Here is a 19,894-nt window from a genome sequence, read left to right as displayed (position 1 = left end):
TGCTTGATCGAGGCAGGACCGACGACAACGGTGTCGTTCGGTGCGGCGCGTACAGGTCTTCGATCATCGCAAGCAGCAGGCCGGACGCGGCATGGACGCCGGTCCGCCCCTCTGCCGAGCAAGATCCGGCACGCGCCATCAGCGCGTCGAAGAAAGGCTTGGGAACAGGGTTCGGCATGGTCATCCTCCGCTCAGCCAAGTCGCGCAAGCCAGCCTGCCGTTCCAACCGCCGAGCGCGGGCCCGCGTCCACCACCCAGAGCCGCTCCCGCTTAATTAAGCCGATCAAAGCGCCTCGGTAATGCCAGGCCGTGCAGTAGCGCTCTGCTCCCGAAGCACGACGCCTGTGCCATCTACCTCGCGCAGCAGCACTGCATAGCTCCAAAGATCCGCCAAGTGTTGCAGTACGTGATGTGTCTGTTCCAAGTCCAGCAACTGGCCGTCAAGCACGTGGTGGTGAAGGATGAGCCGCCTGTCTCCCATCAGGTCGACATCCATGATCTGGATGTCGAGATCACTGCACCCGACATCATGCAGGCGCGCTAGCGACTGCCGAAGTCGGCGGAAGCCGCGTGCATCGTGGATCGCATCGACGCGCAACTCCCGTTCACTCTGGTTGTCGACCAGCTTGAACATCCTGAACCGACGCATCAGGCGCGGGCTCAGATACTGGGCGATAAAGCTGTCGTCGCGATGGTTCGCCCAGGCGCCGCACAGCACGCCAAGGGCATCCCCGCAGCCTGCGAAATCTGGGAACCACTCCCGGTCCTCCGCATCCGGCTCGGTGGCTATTCCGGCGATGTCTTCCATCATCGCGTAGCCAAGCGCATAAGGGTTGAGGCCGGAATAGCGCCGGTCGTCAAAGTCGGGCTGCATCACGACATTGGTGTGGCTGTGCAGGAACTCCAAGAACTGCCCATCGGAAAGCCGGCCCTGCCGGTGCAGGCGCGACAGGATGCGGTGGTGCACGAAGGTGGCACAACCTTCGTTCATCACCTTGGTCTGCCGCTGCGGGTAGAAATACTGTTCGATGTTGCGGACGATGCGCAGGATCTCGCGCTGCCAGGGCCGCAGGCGTGGCGCCATCTTCTCCAGGAAATAGAGGATGTTCTCCTGCGGCAGTTCGAGCAGCGCGCGGCGCCGTGCCTCGTCGAGCTGCGCGGCGGGCGCGGTTCTGCTGGCTGGCAGGGTGCGCCAGAGATCATCGTAGATGCGTTCCTCATGCTCGCGACGCTCGCGTTCCCGCTTCTCCTCCCCGGCCAGGTCCAGCGCGCGGCGACGCGGGACGCGGAAGATGGAATGCGAGGACAGCGCATGCGCCGCATCCAGCACGCGTTCGACCTCCATCTCGCCGTGCCGCTCCTCGCAGCGGGCGATGTAGCTACGGGCAAAGTCTAGGTAGTCGAGGATGCCCGTGGCATCCGTCCATTCGCGGAACAGGCAGTTGTTGCGGAAGAAGTGGTTGTGGCCAAAGGCGGCGTGCGCAATCACCAGCGCCTGCATCGTCGCCGTATTCTCCTCCATGACGTAGCAGAGGCAGGGCGAGGCGTTGATGACGATCTCATAGGCCAGCCCCTTGACGCCGGCGCGGTAGAGCGCCTCGTTCCGGGCGAACCGCTTGCCGAAGCTCCAGTGCCGGTAGAACAGCGGCATGCCGTTGGCCGCATAGGCATCGAGCATCTGTTCCGCCGAGATGACTTCGATGCGCGTGGGGTAGAGCGTGAGCCCCAACTCCCCGGTCGCGATCTGGCCGCAGGCGTCGTGGATGCGCTGGAGCGTGTCGAAATTCCAGTCCGACCCGCGGAACAGAAGCCGACCAGCCTCGCCCGTGGCGCTCATGGGCTCGCTCCCTCCATGGCTCCCTTGCGGAACAACTCGCGAAAGACCGGATAGATCTCGCGCCGATGGCTGGCCTTCCGCATGGCCAGATGGCGATTGGCCGCGCCCAGGCGGTCATAGGTGTTCCAGAGCTCCGTCTCCCGAGGGACGAAGCCGAAATTGCCGGCCTGATGCTCGTGGCCGATCTCGAGATAAGCGTAGTATTGGCAGACCGGAAGGATCTGCTTCGACAGAAGCTCGGCGGTGCGCTCCCGGTCTCCGCTGGCATTGTCGCCGTCCGAGGCCTGGGCCACGTAGATATTCCAGTCCGCAGGGTCGTAGCGCACCTGCATCACCTTCAGCATCACCTCGAAAGCTGTGGAGACGACGGTGCCGCCGGTCTCCGGACTGCGAAAGAAGGTCTCCTCATCCACCTCGCTGGCCTCATGCGTGTGGCGGATGAAGACGACCTCCACGTGCCGGTAGCAGCGCGAAAGGAACAGATGGAGCAGAAGGTAGAAGCGCTTTGCCAGGTCCTTCATGGCCTCGGTCATGGAGCCTGATACATCCATCAGGCAGAACATCACGGCCTGTGCCACTGGCCGCGGCGCCGGTTCAAGCTGGCGATAGCGCACATCGATCGGATCGATATAGGGAATTTGGGTGCGGCGGGCCCGCAGCAGCGCAAGCTGCTCGCGCAGCGCCTGGGCTCGCGCCGGCTCCCCGGCCTCCGCCTCGGCCTGGCGCAATTCCTCCTCGAGTCGTTCGATCTCCTCAGGCTTCGGGCGGCGCAGGGCGATGCGGCGCGACATCGCGTTGCGAATGGTGCGCCCGAGCGCGAGATTGGCCGGCGAGCCCTGCGTCCCGAAGCCGGCGCGCCGCAGGCCGAAGGCGTCACCCTCGACCAGCCGCTTCCTTGCGAGTTCAGGCAGTTCGAGATCCTCGAGGAAGAGATCCAGAAACTCCTCCTGCGTCAGCGCGAACTGGAAGCCGTCCTCGCCCTCCCCGTCCAGGCTGCCGTCCCGGCCGGCGCCTTCGCCGGAGCGCGGGCGCGGGATGCGGTCGCCCTCCAGGAACTCCCGGTTGCCCGGCAGGACATCCTCGCGAAGCCCGTCGGTAGCACGATGGAAGTGGGGCTCGTTCACGCCACGGGCGGGAATGGTCACCTCGCCGCCGCGGGCCAGGTCGCGTACGCTGCGTTCGCCCGCCGCCTCGCGCACCGCCTCCCGGACCAGTTCCCTGGCGCGGCGGATGAAGCGTTGCCGGTTGGAAAGGCTCTTCCCGCTCGGGTTCAGGCGACGGTCGACGATCTGCATCCGCGGCGCCTTGTGCCTCAACTCGACTGCTTGACGCGCATGTACCACTCCACCAGGCGGCGCACCTGCCGCTCGGTATATCCCCGCGCCGTCATGCGGCGGACGAAATCGCTATGCTTGCGCTCCGTGTCGTTGTCCTGCTTCGAGCCGAAGCTGATCACCGGCAGCAGCTCCTCGACCTGGCTGAACATCCGCTTCTCGATGACGTCGCGGATCTTCTCATAGCTGGTCCAGGACGGATTGCGGCCGCTGGATGCGGCACGCGCCCGCAGCGAGAACTTTACCACCTCGTTGCGGAAATCCTTCGGGTTGGCGATGCCTGCCGGCTTCTCGATCTTGGTCAGCTCGTGGTTCACCGCCTCACGATTCAGCAGCTGGCCAGTATCCGGATCCTTGTAGTCCACATCCTCCATCCAGGCATCGGCGTAGGCGACGTAGCGGTCGAACAGGTTCTGGCCGTAGTCGTGGTAGCTTTCGAGATAGGCCTTCTGAACCTCATGCCCGATGAACTCGGCATAGCGCGGTGCAAGCTCGCCCTTGATGAACTCCAGGTAGCGCTTCTCGGTATCGCTGCCGAACTGCTCCCGCCGCACGGATTGTTCCAGCGCATACATCAGGTGCACTGGGTCAGCGGCGATCTCGCTGGTGTCATGGTTGAAGGTGGCTGCCAGCACCTTGAAGGCGAAGCGCGTCGAAATGCCATCCATGCCCTCATCCGGGCCGGCCGCATCGCGGTATTCCTGCAGGCTGCGCGCCCGCGGATCGGTCTCCTTCAGGCTCTCTCCGTCATAGACACGCATCTTCGAGAACTGGTTGCTGTTCTCGTGCTTGCGCAGCCGCGACAGGACGGTGAAGCGGGAGAGCATCTCGAGCGTTCCCGGCGCGCAGGCCGCGTCTGAGAGCTCGCTGCCCTGAAGCAGCTTCTCGTAGATCTTCTCCTCCTCGGTCACGCGCAGGCAGTAGGGAACCTTGATGACGTAGATGCGATCGATGAAGGCTTCGTTGTTCCGGTTGTTCCGAAAGCTCTGCCACTCCGCCTCGTTCGAATGCGCCATGATGATGCCGCGGAAGGGAATGCCGCCGATATTCTCCGTGCCGATGTAACTGCCTTCCTGCGTTGCGGTCAGCAGCGGATGCAGCATCTTGATCGGCGCCTTGAACATCTCGACGAACTCGAGCATGCCCTGGTTGGCGCGGTTGAGCCCGCCCGAGAAGCTGTAGGCGTCCGGGTCGTTCTGCGCGTGCAGCTCCAGCTTGCGAATGTCCACCTTGCCGACAAGGGAGGAAATGTCCTGGTTGTTCTCGTCGCCCGGCTCGGTTTTCGCGATGGCGACCTGCCGCAGGCGTGACGGATTGACGCGCATCACGCTGAAGCGGGAGATGTCGCCGCGGAATTCATCGAGCCGCTTCACCGCCCAGGGGCTCATGAAGCCGCCGAGGCGCCGGCGAGGAATCCCGTAGCGATCCTCCAGCAATGCACCGTGGCGCTCCGGATCGAAGAGATCGAGCGGGCTCTCGAAGACCGGGCTGACCTGGTCCCCGGCCTTCAGCACATTGATCGGGTTAACCTCCATCAGCGCCTTCAGGCGCTCCGCGAGCGAGGACTTGCCGCCGCCGACCGGGCCTAGCAGATACAGGATCTGCTTGCGCTCCTCGAGCCCCTGCGCTGCGTGGCGGAAAAAGCCGACGATCCGCTCGATCGTCTCCTCCATGCCGTAGAACTCGGCGAAGGCGGGATAGCGACGGACCGTGCGGTTGAGAAAGATGCGCCCGAGCCGCGCGTCCTTCGAGGTATCCACCATCAGCGGCTCGCCAATTGCCGACAGGATGCGTTCAGGCGCCGTTGCATGCATCATCGGGTCGGCCCGGCAGCCCTCCAGGAATTCCTGCAGGGACATCGTGGTGTCACGTTGACGGTCGTAGTCCCGTGCATAGTCTGAAAAAAGGTCCTCGGAGAACGCCATCAGCTCCTCCACCCGAACAGACATCAGGCCCGCGTCGAAGCCAGCGAGATGGCCCACGCGGGGCACTCGGGATCGTCCAATCTCGGCCAGGGCAAGGCCGGTTTTCCCGCGTCGCAGCAATCCACAGATAGATTGCCAGTTCCGCCCTACAACCAGGCGGCTCACTATTCATCATACCGCGGATGGAGCGAGAAGGTGGCGCGACCAGCCCTTATTGCGTAACCGTGATCTGCATATAGAGCGGCGCCCAGTTCAACCGTACAGGGGGCGCCGCCGGCAAGGCTTCGGCGGACGGCTGACCCGTCTTATTCACCAGACGGCAGCAGCAGCAGGCCTCGGCGGTCTGACTCGAGCGCTGGGCATGCGTTTGCATCCGCTTACGGCGGTGACGTTGGGCTCGAGGCGTGCGGCGTTGGTGGTTATGGGGTGGCTGGCTCAGAGGGGCATTCGCCCCGTTGCTCATAGTCCGGCTGGCTGGAAGCTACGGGCGAGGCCGCGGAACAGCACCGCGTGCGGGCAGGCGGCGGAAAAGGCGATGCGCACGCGGCTGGCGGACATGATGGCGCGGCCCGCGACCATGAGCATGTGCAGCCGCAAGGTGGCGAACCCGGCGCTGGCCAGCGGGTGCGGCCTGGGGATTCGGTCACGCAGCATCAGCATCAGCATCAGCCATTAGGCGGCAGTGTGCAGCCCCAGGTGGAGCTGGTTGGCCAAAGGCGGGCGGCAAGAGGTGCGGTCGGAGGCGAGCTGGGCCTCGTGCAGCTTCACCAGGTTCTCGGCCTGTCCCCCTTGCACAATACATCCCGTCATAGACCCATTCGTCGCTGCCGCGGCCGAAGCTGGTGACCACGAAGCGGATTTCGAGTCCCATGCCGCTGGCCTCGATACGGGCGGCCACGCGACGCGCCTTGTTCCAGGACCTGGCGCCGTAGCGGGTCTCGTCATAGCGGCGGAGGACCGGGGACGTTTCGCTTCAGCGCGGCGAACCCGCACGTCGTCGGCGGCGTCCTCGACGGCGGCCACAGACAGCGTTGGTTGGCAGGCCGAAGACGAAGTCGATGCCCTGCTCCTCGTAGAAGCCCATCACATCCGGGCGACCGTGCCAGGATCCCGGCGGAGGTGGTCGAGGTCGTCGGCATCCTCGTAGCCGCAGGCGATTGCCCGAATGCGGGCCCGCAGCCTAGCTGTGCTGAACCGCTTCCGGGGCAAGTTTCTCTTTCCGCTCCACGTCAGCCCCAGAGATCGTTCGATCCCGGTTCCTCTCGCTCCGCCAGTTTCCATACGAGCCGTGCTCTCCGCCCGACCGAGCGCCGCGCTGAGTGGCAGCTCGCCAGAGCACCAACACCTGCCTCTCCCATTCCACCGGGAACGGCTCCATCAGGCCCGGCAGCGTCATCCCCCCTGGCTGTCGCCCATCCAGGATCGCCTCGATGATGTCGGGGGACAGCAGCGTCATGCGGAGGAGGCGCGAGACGTAGGACGATTTGATCTTCTCGGCCGCCGCCAGTTCGTCGATCGTGCCGTAGCGGCCCGTCTCCATCATCCTCCGCCAGCGGAACGCCCGGGCCAGCGCCTTCACCAGCGTGGTGTCGGCGCCCGAGCGGATAGGATTCGCCGTGCTGGTCGGCGCGACCATCAGCTTCCGCCCGCCCCGCGGCGTCCGGACCGCCAGCGGCACCCGCACGGTCAGCATCTGCGCGGCGCAACTCCGTTCGAGTCTTGCCGAGTCAGGGGCCTGTTCATCGCGCTGGGTGTGTTCAGCGGCCTCGGCGGGCTTGGCGGCAGGGGCATCAGTCGCGGCGGCGGCGCCGCACCGGGACGACCCAATCGCGCGGCGAGGCACCGGGCAGTGCCTGCTCGCGCTGGGTAATGGCCGTGTCGGGCGCGTTCGTGAACACCCCACTCACGCCGTTGCGGAACATGGTCGCGTGCAGTTCGGGATTGGCGTTGGACAGGGTGTAGACATGCACAAACAGCCCTGCCGCCCGCAGCCGGCGCAGGCAATCCGCATCGGCCCGTGCAACCTGGGTGCCGACGCCATCTGCACGCGCGGCGATTGCCGGGATATCGGCCTCGGTCGGGCATTGCGAGGAAAGCTGAACCACCGGCAGCGACGATTGGCCCGAGAGATAGGCCACCACCTCAGCATCGAAGGATTGCAGAGTGACATTGCCACGGCGGCCGTCGAACAGCTCGCCATGGCGGGGATGAGCGAGCTCGACCAGCATCGCATCCGCCACGGCGCGGTTGTAGCTGTTGAGCCCCGGGCCGATGGTCTTCACCTCCGGGTAGACGCCCACGATGCGCCCGGTGGATGCGTGGAGCGCGCGCAGTTCGTCCAGCACCTCGGCGAAGCTCGGCACCTGCAAGCCCGCCGGGCCGGCCTCGGGCGGCGCATAGGCCGCGCCCCCGCGAGAGATGGCCTGCAGGCCACGCAGCTGTGCGAAGGTGATCTGATCGATGTCGCTCGGCAGGGTGGGATGGGATGCGATGTTTGTGGTCGCGCCGAGCGCGCGGTCATGCCGCGCCACCGCGATGCCATCTACGGTCAGCAGCAGGTCGGGCTCGATGAAATCGGCGCCCTGGCGGATGGCGAGGCGATAGGCCTCAATCGTGTGTTCGGGCAGGTATTGGCTGGCGCCGCGATGGGCGATGACCAGCGGCCACTCGGTGGCCGATTGGGCCGCGGCTGTGCAAGTGAGTGCGACGAGAAGGGCCAGGGTGAGACTGGAGAAGTGCTTCGGCATGGCGTGTTCAATGCCCTGTTCTGGCTCTTGGCGTGCATGAGCAGCGTAGTCCGGCGGCAGCGCCTGCGACAATTGGCGCCACCCGCAGTCAGGCCTCCGCCAAGGTAATCCGGACCAAGCTGTTCCGCCGGTTCGGTGGGTGGTGTCACTCCAGCAACACCCGAGCCACGCCGCCGGCCAGCACCACAGCAGAGGTGCCCCTGTTTGTGGTGCCGCCCGGCGTCAACACCAGCTTCCGCCCGCCCGGCGGCTTCCGGACGGCCAGTAGCACCCGGACAGCCAGCATCTGCGCGGGGGCGTGCCAGGTCTTGCCGCGCGCGCCGCGGCGGCGTCAGATAAGCTTGGTCGGTCACCGGCCGGAGAATGCGCCATGCTAGCCTCGGTGCTCGCCCCGCGTCTCGCCCGCCACGGCATCGACTATGCATGGGTGATGGTGGCGCTGACCTTCCTGGTTTCGATCTGCACCTCGGCCGCGGTCAGCCTGCCGGGTGTGCTCATCCTGCCGATGTCGCGTGAGCTTGGCTGGGGCCGCGGCGAGGTCTCCGGCGCCATGGGGCTGATGTTCCTGCTGTTCGCGGTGACCGCGCCCTTCGCCGGGGCGCTGCTACTGCGCTACGGGCTGCGGCGGATGGTGGTCACCGGCACCGCGCTCGCCACGTTGTGCGTGCTGGGCGTGACCCGCACCACCGAGCCCTGGCATGTCTGGCTGGCCCTGGGCGTCCTGGGCCTGGCGGCGGGGATGATGGCGCTGGTGCTGTCGGCCACGGTCGTAAACCGCTGGTTCCAGGAGCGGCGGGGGCTCGCCATGGGCATCCTGACGGCGGCCTTCGCGGCGGGGCAGCTCAGCTTCCTGCCGGCTGCGGCGGCGCTGGCGGAATCGCAGGGCTGGCGCGTCGCGGTGGCACCTGCCGTGGCCGGGCTCGGGCTCTGCGCGCTGCTCTATGTCCTGTTCGCGCGCGACTGGCCGGCCGACCTCGGGCTCGCGCCCTTCGGCGGGGTGGCGGTGGTCCGGCCGGCGACGCCGCCGGCGGGTAACGCCGTGGCGTTCAGCCTCGGGGTCCTGGCCGAGGCCTCGGCGACGCGCCCGTTCTGGATCCTGGCCGGGACCTTCTTCATCTGCGGCCTGTCCTCGACCGGCATCGTCAGCCAGCACTTCATCCCGTTCTGTGCGGACAACGGCGTCGGCGTGGTGACTGCGGCGTCGATCCTGGCGCTGATGGGCGTGTTCAACTTCGTGGGCACGGTCGGGTCCGGCTGGCTGACCGACCGCTACGACAACCGGATGCTCCTCGCGTGGTATTACGCGCTGCGCGGTATGTCTCTGGTCTGGCTGCCCTTCGGCAATTTCGACATGTTCGCGCTGACGCTCTGGGCCGTGTTCTTCGGGCTCGACTTCGTCGCCACGGTGCCGCCCACGGCGCGGCTCACGGCGCAGCATTTCGGGCCGGAGAAGGCGGCGGTGGTGTTCGGCTGGATCTTCGCGGCGCACCAGCTCGGCTCCGCCACCTCGGCGGTGTTCGCCGGTATCTGGCGCGACGCCGTAGCGACCTACCTGCCGGCTTTCGTCACGGTGGGGCTGGCCAGCATCCTGGCCGCCGTGGTGGTGCTGGCGCTGCGGAACGTGCGTGTGGCCCCGCCACGGCCCGCCTGAGCGGTCTCAGCGCCCGAGGCCGTAGAGCAGGGCGCGCGCCTACGCCTCGGTCAGATGGCCGAGCCGGATGGCCGGCACCGCCTCGAGCCCGAGCGCCTTCGCCGCCAGGACGCGGCCATGGCGGGCGATCAGCACGTCCTCGGCCTCGACCAGCACCGGGTTCACGGGGTCAACAGCAACAGCCATCAGGTGGCGCAAGCGCGCCGCTGCTCCGCCCATACGGCCGGGAATGGCTGCATTAGCCGCGGCAGAGTTAGCCCTTCCTCCTGCTGGCCATCCAGTATCGCCTCCACAATGTCGGGCGCCAGCAGCGTCAGCCGCAGCAATCGGCAGAGGTAGGATTCCGGCATCCGCTCCGCCGCCGCCATCTCCTTGATCGTGCCGTAGCGCCCGCTCTCCAGCAGTCCACGCCAGCGGAATGCCCGCGCCACCGCCTTGACCAGCGTGCTGTTGATCCGCGGCGACTGCGGCGAGGCCCACGGCACACCGTCCGGCGCCAGCACCATCTTGCGCCCACCGCGCTTGTTGATGACCAGCGGCACCCGCACCGTTAGCATCTGCGCCGCCCTGCTCATGCCGCCTTACCCCCGGAACTCGCGCCGCTCACCGCGGGGGCCGCTTCAACGTGAACGGCCTCCAGACGGGCGGCGCCCGCCGGTAATGCATCACGCCGGCGGCCGGGCGATCCGCCGCCTTCTGTGTTGGCTCCGGCAGTTTCCCGACTGTCCGGGCTGCCCCGACCCCCATGCTGACAAGGCGGTCCCGCAGCGTGACCGCCTCGCGCGCGGGCAATCGCCGGAACCACCCGACGCCCTCTCGCCAGGACATCCCGAGCCCCTTCAAGGCTGCCGTGGCCGTCGCCGGCGCCCGTGGCACCACCACGAAGTAAATGCTTTCGATCTCCCGGGTCTCTAACGGTACACATGTCACCTGCCGTCCACCCAGGCGCTCGGCCTCAGCGGCGATTTCCTTTGCCTCCGCCTCCCCGCCCGGAGCCTCACGGACCCAGGCCCGTTCGGTGGAGCTGTAGATGAATCGCTGCGCCTTCAGTCCATCCCTGACGCCGAAACCTTCCCCCACCCTGACGATCCAGGATGGCCTTGTGACGCGCGCTCCCACGCGCAGTGGACCGAGCAACTTCTCCATCTGGACGATGTCACGTGTGGTTACGCAATCGAAACCCGCACTGAGATCAATGGCACCGATCTTATGAGCCGTTTCAATGAGATGCTTATATACGGTGAAAAAGCGGCGGCTGTGATCTGTCGTCCTACGCTGAGCCCAGTCGACGTGATGCGCGAGCTCGTGGATAAGCGTCTTGATGACCTCACGCGTAGGCCGAGCCAGATTGAACACACGGATCTGGTTCGTCGCCATTTGAGGACCCCAGCTGTAATCTCCGTGCCTTGTCCTGTTCTCCTCCGCCCTGACCTGTACCGCGAACTCGGGCAGGTTAAGACTCGGATAAGCGCGGCCAGCTATGGTGCGAAGCGTTCTGGCAACCTCGGCGGCATTGAGAGTGAGCATAACACCGGATTCTGTACAACCTCGCTGATTTATTCCACTGACAGCGGTGCCTCACCAGAAGCATAATAAGGTCCGGAAGGCGTCCCAGCCGAGCTGTTCCTTCTCTCGTGAATCGTCGTCGCAGCTAGCCCCCCCCGCTGGCGCCAAACCGAAGCCGCCTTTCCGGCATAGGCGAGGATTGCAGGACCCTCCGCGCCAACCGCGTCGACGATATGCCGCGCAACCTCTGTTTTACCGGGGCCAGCCGGCCCTTCGAGTTTGAAAACTTGCTGCGTTCGCACTGGATCGCGACGCCACGACTATGACCATTCAACAGCAAGCCGCAGCGGCACCGCTTGGTCGTCAGAAAGCCCGCTGGCACCAGCGACATGCACCGGAAGCCGCCGCTATCTCTCGAATAACGCCACCGACATCGATCCCTCGTTCTATAGAGGTTGTGTCGGCCGACGTGGAATTTCTTAGGTCTAAATCAGAATCGCGAGGCTAGGCGAGGCAGACTAGCGTGCGACCACATGCCAAACATCGCCAAGACGATCGCGAATGAGTGCCAGACTACTCATCACGCGATTACCCTCGCTGGTGCACTTGGCGAGCGACGCATATTCCTCGGCAGAGGCACGGAAACGCCTCAGCCAGGCCCGCGCGGCAACGTCGACAACAACCGTTAGCTCGACCTGCGCATCACAGATGCAATTCTCTACGGTGTCCATATATGAGCCGGTTGCGAGAGCTCGGACCTCCGAGCAAATCGCGGTGACGGCATAGTACCGGGCAGGCCGACCCTCCCGACGGGAAGCGCTTTCAAGCAGTCGTTGTGCCAATAGCAGCGGCGCATCCGTCAACTGTGCGTCCCAAAATCCCGTATTAGCTTCGCTGGCCCTGAGAAATTGACGCACGGATTCCTCCATCTCCGTGCGATCCGACGTGAGCAGGAGGGGCGCCGCAGTCAGATAATCGAAAACCTGCCGAAGAGGACCTCCCTCCCAGCGGACGAGCGCACTTTGCATCCGACGGTCGCTGACATCTGGAGGCACCCCGAAATCTAGGCTGCCAGGCAGAGTGTTGCGCCGCGTGTCCTTCCACCAGGGAGGCCATACGGACACTCCCGCGCAGATCGATCTGGCGATATCGGCCCCACAGGCCTGCCATGCCTCGTCTACCTTGACAACGGCAACGTCGTAGGCCGACATGTCTCCGCGTGGGATCCTGGCATCATCGATCCAGTCACGTCTGACCACCGGAGCAAGCTCCAGAACCGGACGGCGCTGAACGAACCCTGCTGCGTCCAGCGAATCACGCTCCGCCTTCTCAATCTTTCGAGCCCTGGCGACGGCCTCGTTGACCATGTCGCAAGCCGTGTCGAAGGCACCTTTGGCACGACGGTTCACCGTTAGTGGCTGGTTCAGTCGCGTCCAGTCAGACCAGATTCCGAGAATCAGAGCCGACGGCGTCCCGAGAGTCAGCAGCCTGATCACGCGAGTAGCCGCCCTCGCCGGTTCCTTCTCTCCCAAGAGGTCGCGACGGAGCTTATCGAGCAGCGGGCTCAAAATTTCGTCGCTTCCTGCCACCGTCAGGCCGCCTTGCCAGCACCCTCAGCCGAACCAGGAATGAACTCGCGGCGGACCGCCTTCGGGTCGAAAAGTTTACACTCAAGATCCCCGTGCAACTGCTCAAGCCTGTCGACGATCGGTGCCGCAACATCCGACATCACCCGCTTTGCCCACTCGTGAATCTTCAGCGCGGCAAAGACCTTTAGGGTAAGCTCCTCGTTCTCCGCCTCCGACATCGTGTCCTCCTCCTCCTCGATGCGGCGCAGGGCCTCGGTGATGCCCAGGACCTCGCGGTAGCCGGAACCAATAAGCTGGCCGAATGAATCGACGAAACCATCCTTCGGAACCTGGGCGCACCAGGGCATGCGGATCGCCATGCCGCCTCCGGCCATCACACGACGGACCTGCTCATCAAGCCTCTCCCGGAGGTTCTTGTCGACTAGGGCCATATCCTCGTCGTTGAAATTCTGCACAATGATGACCCGGCGAATATCATCGGCCGCTGTCAGGGGGCCGACGATGTTGAGCGCGCTTGTAATAGCGTCGCGATTGGCGGGAACGATCACGATGCGCACGCGGACGAACTTCGCAATTTCGCTCCTCTGCATCATCTCGAGCACCCCGTTCACGGTCGCAAAAGTATTTGCCCCTGTATCGAGGAACACAGGAACACGACGCTGCAGATGCGCTCGGAGGCTCGGCATTGGAAGTTGCACTGCGTCCACCCGCGCTTCCGCGACGATCTTATCGAACCCCGTGGAGTAGATCTGATCGTACTTTCCTCCCAGGCGACGCGCGGATTCCACCTCATGTAAATGGAACATTACCGACGGCACGCCTCCACGGACGCGTCGTTCAATCTCGCTCATGATCAAATCCGCCACGGTGGTTTTTCCACAGGATTTCTCGTTGTCCACCTCCACGAGCAAAACCTTCCCGCCCATCTCTGCACGACAGTTACGTGGATCGAACGCGACCATATCGTAGCCGTGAACACTGGTCGTTGAAGCCGAACCGCTCGCCCCAGCCGGGGCATTACGCTTTGCCATTTCAATCTCCTTGGTTGCTAGTTCAAAAGCGTCGGTTCCGGGCCGGAACTTCGGTCAACGGCACCCATGAAGGCGCCGAAGCGGGTTCAGCAGCCGGCGGCGCCGCTTCGGCATGCGCGACCGGTGCAAACGATTTGGATTGGTCGGAGCCACCCTGCGCGGGCTCGACCGCATTGACAGCACTCTGCTCAGCTACCGCCGGGTAGGTCGGCGCCTCGACATCAGGAAGCTGCTCCGCCGCCGCCGCCGGCGCGGCTGATCGCGCGGGCACTGGCGCCGTAGAAGCCGGCGGGTCGGCCCGAACCTCCCCGCCTTGCTTCGTCGACATCCCCGACACTGATTCAGAAACTACAATCAGGCCCGAAGGCAGCCGCGACATTGCGCTGCGCCCTCGCCGACGGGTTCGCCCCGCCCGCGCCTGGGCATCACGCCGGACCACATCGGCAACCGCGCCTCCGACGCCATCCACGTCGAACAGACGCGGACAACTGCCAGGGACCACCCAACCGAGGACGCGGTAGGCACTCACTCGCATTCCGCGGTGACGGAGCCCCGTCGCCCGACCGAGCTCCACACCGAGGCGAGCGACATTCCGCTCACCGGTCTGAATCATGCCAAACCGCACATCGCCGAGGTCCTCAGCCTCCGCGGCGGCAAGAGCCTCTACGATGCGGCCGGCGCCGACATTCTCAACGTAGGATGCGACGGTCTCGACGTATGGCCCCGTGGCCCGAAGCACGTCGATGCCGTACGCCACATCCCCCGCCCCCATCCCCGCCGATACGACACACCGAACAGCAGCCCGCAGAAGCGCAACGACCGCCAGGGCATCTCCCGGGACAGGCACACCACCGATTGTCAACGTCTCGCTCATGCGCATAATTTAGGCGCCCTGACCGTCTCGTTAAATAGGCGTCGTGCCAAAAAATGTGACTCGGTGTCATTTCGTGCGACCGCGCAGGCATGGATGCACTGCTGCCGACGCAAAACCGTGCCGCGCCGAGTGCATAACGGCAGGCATGCAGGCGTGCATGTCACCACCAAATCTACGCAAAGGCTCAATATGTTAGCGGGCTCCATGCCATCGACCGGTCATTGCTACACGCCATCCCGGCCTCTCCGCCGACACATGGATGCCTCTTTGCCTGAACCCCAGGATGGCAATCGCATCGGTCCTCGCTGACCCCTCGCGCACTCAACCCAGGGTCGTCATGGAGGCAATTCGGACAGCATCCGCATGCCCATGGTCCCGCCGCCGCAGAGCGTCGCCAAGCCCAAAACCAGGACAGGAAAAGATTGACCCTGAGGTGCGGCGAGCACCCGGGATCATCCGCAAAATTAGCGTCGCACGTCGCGACGCAGGCAGCGCAGCAGCGCAGGAATTCGGGGCGCACCATGCGCCCCCTCCGAACCAACCAGGCGGGTCACAGACCCCCTGGCAAATCAGATGCCGAAAGTCGGCGCCCGTGGAGACACCCCCCGGGCGCCGACTTTCGGCCAGCGATCCCCCGTTTACGGTGGCAAACGCCACCTTCCGGCCGCCCTGATGGGCATCCGACGGGGATAGCTGGCCCCATCCTCACCCCCCGCCAGCCCGTGCTCTCCGCACATTCTGGCCAGTCGTAAATGCTCTGGGGAGGGGTTCAGATGGGGGCCCCGACTAGGCCGCCGGCGAGGCGCTAGACGCCACATCCGGCTCGCCAGGACAACACCAAAGCCCAAGGATGCCGCCAAAGCACCACCCTGGGTGAGGCACACACCTGCGTCCAAAAAAAATGATCCGCCATGTAGAATGCTGAGACGCGGGGCCCATCGCCCTCGCCCGAGGCGACCATGAGCAACGACGCCCCACATAACGCCAAGCCTGCCAAAGCCGAGCAGCGCGCCACACGCTGCTTCAAGCTTGGCGCTAGCCATCATCAGGTTGCTGAGCGCCTGGGCGCCGCAATGGCCGCGCTTCTGCCAGACGACGTCGAGCGCCTCCGGAGGCACGGCGCAACATTTGGGGCCGGGAATTTCTACGAGGCACTCGCCATTATCGCTACAGAGATCGCCCAGCGCTCCCCGTCCCTGGAAGCGGCGGTACTCCAGGCGGCCGCGACGCGCGACATTACACCCATCCTGATCGGTCTCGGACCACTCGACATCATCCACGAAGGAAAGGCGGCCCCGGCCACATCAAACGTCGCCTTGCCGGCGCCGCGCCGGTCCCCTGGCGATCCAAACGATGTTGAAGCCGCCGCACTCCCGCGACTGGTCCGTCGATACGTCGAAATGACGGCGGCGCTGCAACACCAGAACGCCTGTCTCGATGCGATCCATGCCGACACCCTCCCTGGCGTCGCCGCCCTTGAAGCTACCGCCGCGGACATCCAGGCGGCCGCCTCTGCGGCCGACACCGACCGCCTGGTCGAAATTGCGCCAGCGATCATCGACGCGGCCAACGCCCTCCGCACCACGGTAGCGACCGCCGTTACTACAGGCGACCGCGTCCTAGCAGAGGTGATTCGGGCACGCACCCGTGCCCTGGCAACCGTCCGCCGCCGCCCTGTGGAGGTCTCAACATGACCACTACCACCGGAAACACGGCATACGACCTCAGCAGCGCCATCCCTTATCCCTGGAAGGAGGGCGCGAACGACCAAATTCAATTTGTTGCCCAGCAAGGGTTCGTCCTCCGGCCCGAGCGCATCATCTGCGATGACTGCACGGTTCGCGACGAAGAGCTGGCACGGCTCCACGATCAAGCCCTTGGCTACGTACGGCTGAATCGAGCATTCCGCCGCTCCGAACGCCTCGGCAAACCCGTCGGCGGAACTGGCCGGGCTCAAATCAACGCCCCGGTCCGCGTCGAGGTCTCCGACCAGGACGCCCAGATCGCCGTCACGATCCTACTCGACACGCTGCAATGGCGTCCCGACAAGCCCCGGCCTCAACCGGCTGGGCCCATCGCCTGGTTCGCGGTCCGTCATACGAAACGCGGGCGCCATCAGCGCGGCGATCACATCCACGTCGTGTATCTGCGCACCCGCACCGACGGGCAGACACTCAGCCTCCACGACGACGCACTTACCCGGGCGGTGGCCTCAGTGCGCATCTCTCATGCGCTAGGCTGGCCAGCGACGGTCTATTCCCGACCTGTCGCTGTCGAGGCAAAGATTCGCGAACGCTACCCAGAGGCGATGCCGGCGCTTGAAACGGCAATGCGCGACCGCATACGCCGCGGCAAGCAGCGCGGCCTGATCGAGGCGACGTTTGACGAAGACACGGCCTATTCGATCGAGCTCGCCCGCGAAATTCAAACCAAATATCCACCAAGCGCTGCGGCGCGCCGCGCTGAACAACTCGCAGAACTGGGCCGATCCCTTGACGGGAAAAACCCCGACGCCGTTCAGACCATTCTCGCCGAGGCGGGCTGGGAGCTCGCCATCGGCGACAAAAAAACGAAGCGGGGCGAGACTATCGTCACGCTGTTCCCCCTTGTTACGGAGAACCCCGACGGATCGCGGCGGGATGCGGTCGCCCTCTACGACGTCCGGGAGGCGGCCCTTCTCGACAATGGGCACGAACCAGAACACGCCGAGATTATGGCTTGGATTACTGCTCGTACTCAGGGCCTGCTCCTGCCTACCGCAGCAGACCGGCGCCGACGGGCAGACCCTGACGCATCCAACCGCGCCGCTGCACGCCAAAAAAGGGAAGCAAGGGACGCGGTCGCACGAAGCGCCAGGGAGCGGGAGCGGGGCCTCCGCGCTATTGCCCGCGGCCGGGTGGTGTCCGCCAGCATCTCGCCTAAGGCGGCCCTCGCTCAGCTCGACGCCGCTGCGCAGCGCTCTGAAAGCGCCCGCGTCGACCGCATCCGCGCCGCCCATGAACAGCGCATCGCCCGAAGCGTCGTGCTTTCCCTCCGCGCCACCGCCAACACCCTCCCGGCCGATACCGCCCGCGTCCAGGTCCGACCTCGCGCCCAGGCCGACATGCGGATCCTCGCCCCACCAACGACACGCGACGTGGAACGCCGCATTTCGATTGACGATCCGACCTGGGCCGACACCGCCGTCCGAACGGTACTCACCCTCGATCCGTCGATGCAGGAGCGAATCTCCACACGCGGACCAAACCGTGGCGCCTGGACCGCAAACCGGGCTCTCGATGCGCTGGTAGATGCCGGTCTGGATCCGCAGCGCCTAGCCGGCCTAGACCAGGCCCTACTCGCCCGGCTCCAGGCGCGATTTGATAGCAATGGCCGGCCTGCACACGACCGAATCCTCGCTGAACGCGCACAGGTCGAAGCGCCGCCACCCGAAGCCGCGCCGGCTGCAGTGACCACCCCCGACGTCGCCACCCCAGCGGACCCGCCTTCCGACGTCCACACTGACCCCACGTCGATCACGACACCATCCGTATCGCCGCCGATCGAGCAGCCCGCCGCACAACCAGGCGAGCCGGTCGCGGCGCCACCGCCAGCACCGGCAGCAGCCCCGCCTGCGCCACCGGTTATCATCGCGCCCGTCTTGGCCCCGGTCGAGGCGCCCTCCTCGATCATTCCTCGATTCAACCGGACGCACCTGACAGAACTCGAGGCAACACTGCGCGCCAAGCCGCCGGCAGCGTGGCCGGGGGGCGCCCCGGTGGCCTGTGCTGAAATCTGTCTGACAGACCTCCAGCTGATCGGTGGCCGCGCCACCTTGGCTGACCCGACCGCTGAGGACGGCCGCCGGTTGATCCGCGAGGCGGCCACCGTCGCGGCCGCCGCTCTCACACGCGATGTTGCGAAAACAAAGCTTCTGGCGGTCGCTGTAGAATCCGTGAACAACACGCCGCTACGAGGTGTCGGCGCCGACGCCGAGCTCGTCACAGCCTACCTGACCGCGCGCGATTTTAGCGTGGACGTGGAGGCCGTTTGCAGGGCCGCCGGGGCAGCCATCAAAAGCACACAGCCAGGCGCAGAGCGTCAACGAGCAGTGGTCGAAGCGATCGCATCCGCTGGCATCACCAAGGGCGACGGAACCAAGCCGGGGCCCGTCACAGGCACAGGACCAGTTTCCCCCGCCAACCAGCCGGCGCCGGCCGCTGCGCAACCACAGCCAGCGACGACAACAACGGCCGCCGCCCCGCCCTCTGCCCCGACCCCGGCCGCAGCTCTGCCGGCCCAGGGCACCACGCAACCGCCCGCGGTACCGGTCGCCGCGCACGCTGACCCATCATCCACACACAATGCGTCGGCCAACCAGCCGGCGCCGGCCGCTGCGCAACCACAACCAGCGACGACAACAACGACCGCCGCCCCGCCCTCTGCCCCGACCCCGGCCGCAGCTTTGCCGGTCCAGGGCACCACGCAATCGCCCGCCGCCCCGCCCTCTGCCAAACCAGAACCCCGTCCACTGCAGCGTCCAAAATCCAAGACCGTGCCCAGAAACCCGCCCCTGTCCGCAACCCCGGCCTCGGTTCCGCCGGCCCAGGCCACCACGCAGACGCCTGCGGCCCCGGTCGCCGCGCCCGCGGCACCACCGTCCACAACGAACCCGCCCGCCTCCCAGAAGGCCACGGCCACTGCGCAGCCGCCATCGCCGACAACCACCGCGGTCGTCGCTAAGCCGGTTCCTGCGCCAGAGGTCGCGGCCGGGAGCGCCATCCCTGATCGACCAGCCGAAGCCGCGGCGTCGCCAGCACCGACCAATGATCCGGCCGGCGGAACAAATACAGGCTCAACAAACAGCAACACACCCGCTGCGCCGACGCAGGCTACGGTCGAAGCGCCCGCATCGACCGACAAAGCCGCCACGTCGCCAATCCCTGAACAGACATCCGCGCAACCCGCAGGCTCCGCCTCATCTACGCTAGATAGAGGAGTTGCGCCGGGCGTCGCTGCCAACACGACCGCTCCTCAAAGTTGGGGAAACTGGACCAAGCGGCCGACTGGGGGATTTGCGAAGCCAGCACATAGTCCCGCACCTCGTCCGCGCACTCCGGCTTCCCCAGCCCCACAAATCGCGCCGGGTGCGCCGACATCTCCTCGCCTGCCTCCGCACTGGATGGTGGACGGCATTCCCGCGGAGACCGCTACCGCAATGCGGACCATGCCACAGGCGTCGGTCCTCACCGCACGAGATTTTGACGCAGAAACCGAACGGCGGGCGGCGATTATCCGAGCCACGAACGCCAATTCCGCTGCGGTCGCAGCTGCGACCGCAGCGGACTATGCCCGCGTTCCCACAGAAAATAGGCTCATGGCCGAGGCCATCTGGACCCTCAACGCGACCGCCGCGCGTAA

General features: G+C 65.7%; 15 protein-coding genes and 1 pseudogene. 3 read left to right on the top strand and 13 right to left on the bottom strand.

Going from position 1 to position 19,894, the window contains the following annotated elements; translation table 11 throughout:
* Positions 1–283: 283 nt before the first annotated feature.
* The 7 genes from ACFHPP_RS24045 to ACFHPP_RS24015 form a co-directional block, all read right to left on the bottom strand.
* Positions 284–1,837: a SpoVR family protein gene (locus tag ACFHPP_RS24045; protein WP_437165776.1), complete on the bottom strand. Its 1,554-nt coding sequence runs from the start codon at positions 1,835–1,837 to the stop codon at positions 284–286.
* Positions 1,834–3,132, bottom strand: a complete 1,299-nt coding sequence (locus ACFHPP_RS24040; RefSeq protein ID WP_437165775.1) for a YeaH/YhbH family protein — start codon at positions 3,130–3,132, stop codon at positions 1,834–1,836. Before ACFHPP_RS24040 ends, ACFHPP_RS24045 begins: the two co-directional genes overlap by 4 nt.
* A gap of 17 nt (positions 3,133–3,149) precedes the next feature.
* Positions 3,150–5,096, bottom strand: a complete 1,947-nt coding sequence (locus ACFHPP_RS24035; RefSeq protein ID WP_437165774.1) for a PrkA family serine protein kinase — start codon at positions 5,094–5,096, stop codon at positions 3,150–3,152.
* Between the two features lie 459 nt (positions 5,097–5,555).
* Positions 5,556–5,750, bottom strand: coding sequence for a hypothetical protein (locus tag ACFHPP_RS24030; protein WP_437165773.1), 195 nt, complete (start codon positions 5,748–5,750; stop codon positions 5,556–5,558).
* Complete coding sequence (locus ACFHPP_RS24025; RefSeq protein ID WP_437165772.1) at positions 5,740–5,994, bottom strand: hypothetical protein; 255 nt, start codon at positions 5,992–5,994, stop codon at positions 5,740–5,742. The genes ACFHPP_RS24030 and ACFHPP_RS24025 overlap by 11 nt, the downstream gene beginning before the upstream one ends.
* A 282-nt stretch (positions 5,995–6,276) precedes the next feature.
* Complete coding sequence (locus ACFHPP_RS24020) at positions 6,277–6,789, bottom strand: hypothetical protein (protein WP_437165771.1); 513 nt, start codon at positions 6,787–6,789, stop codon at positions 6,277–6,279.
* A gap of 97 nt (positions 6,790–6,886) precedes the next feature.
* A complete protein-coding gene (locus ACFHPP_RS24015) occupies positions 6,887–7,915 on the bottom strand; it encodes a glycerophosphodiester phosphodiesterase family protein (protein WP_437165770.1) in 1,029 nt (342 codons plus the stop codon).
* A 298-nt stretch (positions 7,916–8,213) separates the two neighbouring features.
* Between ACFHPP_RS24015 and ACFHPP_RS24010 the strand changes: the two genes are divergently transcribed.
* Positions 8,214–9,494 carry an MFS transporter gene (locus ACFHPP_RS24010; protein WP_437165769.1) on the top strand — a complete coding sequence of 427 codons (1,281 nt, stop codon included), beginning with the start codon at positions 8,214–8,216 and terminating at the stop codon, positions 9,492–9,494.
* 39 nt (positions 9,495–9,533) lie between these two features.
* Here the strand turns inward: ACFHPP_RS24010 and ACFHPP_RS24005 are convergent, their stop codons facing one another.
* The 6 genes from ACFHPP_RS24005 to ACFHPP_RS23980 form a co-directional block, all read right to left on the bottom strand.
* Positions 9,534–9,680, bottom strand: a complete 147-nt coding sequence (locus tag ACFHPP_RS24005; protein WP_437165768.1) for a hypothetical protein — start codon at positions 9,678–9,680, stop codon at positions 9,534–9,536.
* Complete coding sequence (locus ACFHPP_RS24000; RefSeq protein WP_437165767.1) at positions 9,680–10,069, bottom strand: hypothetical protein; 390 nt, start codon at positions 10,067–10,069, stop codon at positions 9,680–9,682. The genes ACFHPP_RS24005 and ACFHPP_RS24000 overlap by 1 nt, the downstream gene beginning before the upstream one ends.
* Before the next feature lie 28 nt (positions 10,070–10,097).
* Positions 10,098–10,871, bottom strand: a complete 774-nt coding sequence (locus ACFHPP_RS23995) for a hypothetical protein (RefSeq protein WP_437165766.1) — start codon at positions 10,869–10,871, stop codon at positions 10,098–10,100.
* A gap of 179 nt (positions 10,872–11,050) precedes the next feature.
* Positions 11,051–11,302, bottom strand: coding sequence for an AAA family ATPase (locus ACFHPP_RS23990; protein ID WP_437165765.1), 252 nt, complete (start codon positions 11,300–11,302; stop codon positions 11,051–11,053).
* 216 nt (positions 11,303–11,518) lie between these two features.
* Entirely contained in the window at positions 11,519–12,568 is a 1,050-nt protein-coding gene (locus tag ACFHPP_RS23985) for a hypothetical protein (protein WP_437165764.1), read from the bottom strand.
* Positions 12,569–12,591: 23 nt separating this feature from the next.
* Entirely contained in the window at positions 12,592–13,620 is a 1,029-nt protein-coding gene (locus ACFHPP_RS23980) for a hypothetical protein (RefSeq protein ID WP_437165763.1), read from the bottom strand.
* A 1,833-nt stretch (positions 13,621–15,453) separates the two neighbouring features.
* Between ACFHPP_RS23980 and ACFHPP_RS23975 the strand changes: the two genes are divergently transcribed.
* Together ACFHPP_RS23975 and ACFHPP_RS23970 are read left to right on the top strand one after the other, a co-directional pair.
* On the top strand, positions 15,454–16,188 hold the full coding sequence (locus ACFHPP_RS23975) for a hypothetical protein (protein WP_437165762.1): 735 nt from the start codon (positions 15,454–15,456) through the stop codon (positions 16,186–16,188).
* A pseudogene (locus ACFHPP_RS23970) lies at positions 16,185–19,894 on the top strand (hypothetical protein); the annotation flags it as partial. The gene ACFHPP_RS23975 and the pseudogene ACFHPP_RS23970, both read left to right, overlap by 4 nt.

It is taken from the genome of Falsiroseomonas sp. E2-1-a20, from assembly GCF_051433195.1.
GTDB lineage: Bacteria > Pseudomonadota > Alphaproteobacteria > Acetobacterales > Acetobacteraceae > Falsiroseomonas.
This window is presented reverse-complemented; position numbering and strand designations above follow the sequence as displayed.

Excerpts from the sequence above, each read along its gene's own strand:
- ACFHPP_RS24045 (WP_437165776.1), bottom strand. The coding sequence starts at position 1,837 with ATGAGCGCCACGGGCGAGGCTGGTCGGCTTCTGTTCCGCGGGTCGGAC.
- ACFHPP_RS24040 (WP_437165775.1), bottom strand. The coding sequence starts at position 3,132 with ATGCAGATCGTCGACCGTCGCCTGAACCCGAGCGGGAAGAGCCTTTCC.
- ACFHPP_RS24035 (WP_437165774.1), bottom strand. The coding sequence starts at position 5,096 with ATGGCGTTCTCCGAGGACCTTTTTTCAGACTATGCACGGGACTACGAC.
- ACFHPP_RS24030 (WP_437165773.1), bottom strand. The coding sequence starts at position 5,750 with ATGCTGCGTGACCGAATCCCCAGGCCGCACCCGCTGGCCAGCGCCGGG.
- ACFHPP_RS24020 (WP_437165771.1), bottom strand. The coding sequence starts at position 6,789 with ATGCTGACCGTGCGGGTGCCGCTGGCGGTCCGGACGCCGCGGGGCGGG.
- ACFHPP_RS24010 (WP_437165769.1), top strand. The coding sequence starts at position 8,214 with ATGCTAGCCTCGGTGCTCGCCCCGCGTCTCGCCCGCCACGGCATCGAC.
- ACFHPP_RS24005 (WP_437165768.1), bottom strand. The coding sequence starts at position 9,680 with ATGGCTGTTGCTGTTGACCCCGTGAACCCGGTGCTGGTCGAGGCCGAG.
- ACFHPP_RS24000 (WP_437165767.1), bottom strand. The coding sequence starts at position 10,069 with ATGAGCAGGGCGGCGCAGATGCTAACGGTGCGGGTGCCGCTGGTCATC.
- ACFHPP_RS23995 (WP_437165766.1), bottom strand. The coding sequence starts at position 10,871 with ATGGCGACGAACCAGATCCGTGTGTTCAATCTGGCTCGGCCTACGCGT.
- ACFHPP_RS23980 (WP_437165763.1), bottom strand. The coding sequence starts at position 13,620 with ATGGCAAAGCGTAATGCCCCGGCTGGGGCGAGCGGTTCGGCTTCAACG.
- ACFHPP_RS23975 (WP_437165762.1), top strand. The coding sequence starts at position 15,454 with ATGAGCAACGACGCCCCACATAACGCCAAGCCTGCCAAAGCCGAGCAG.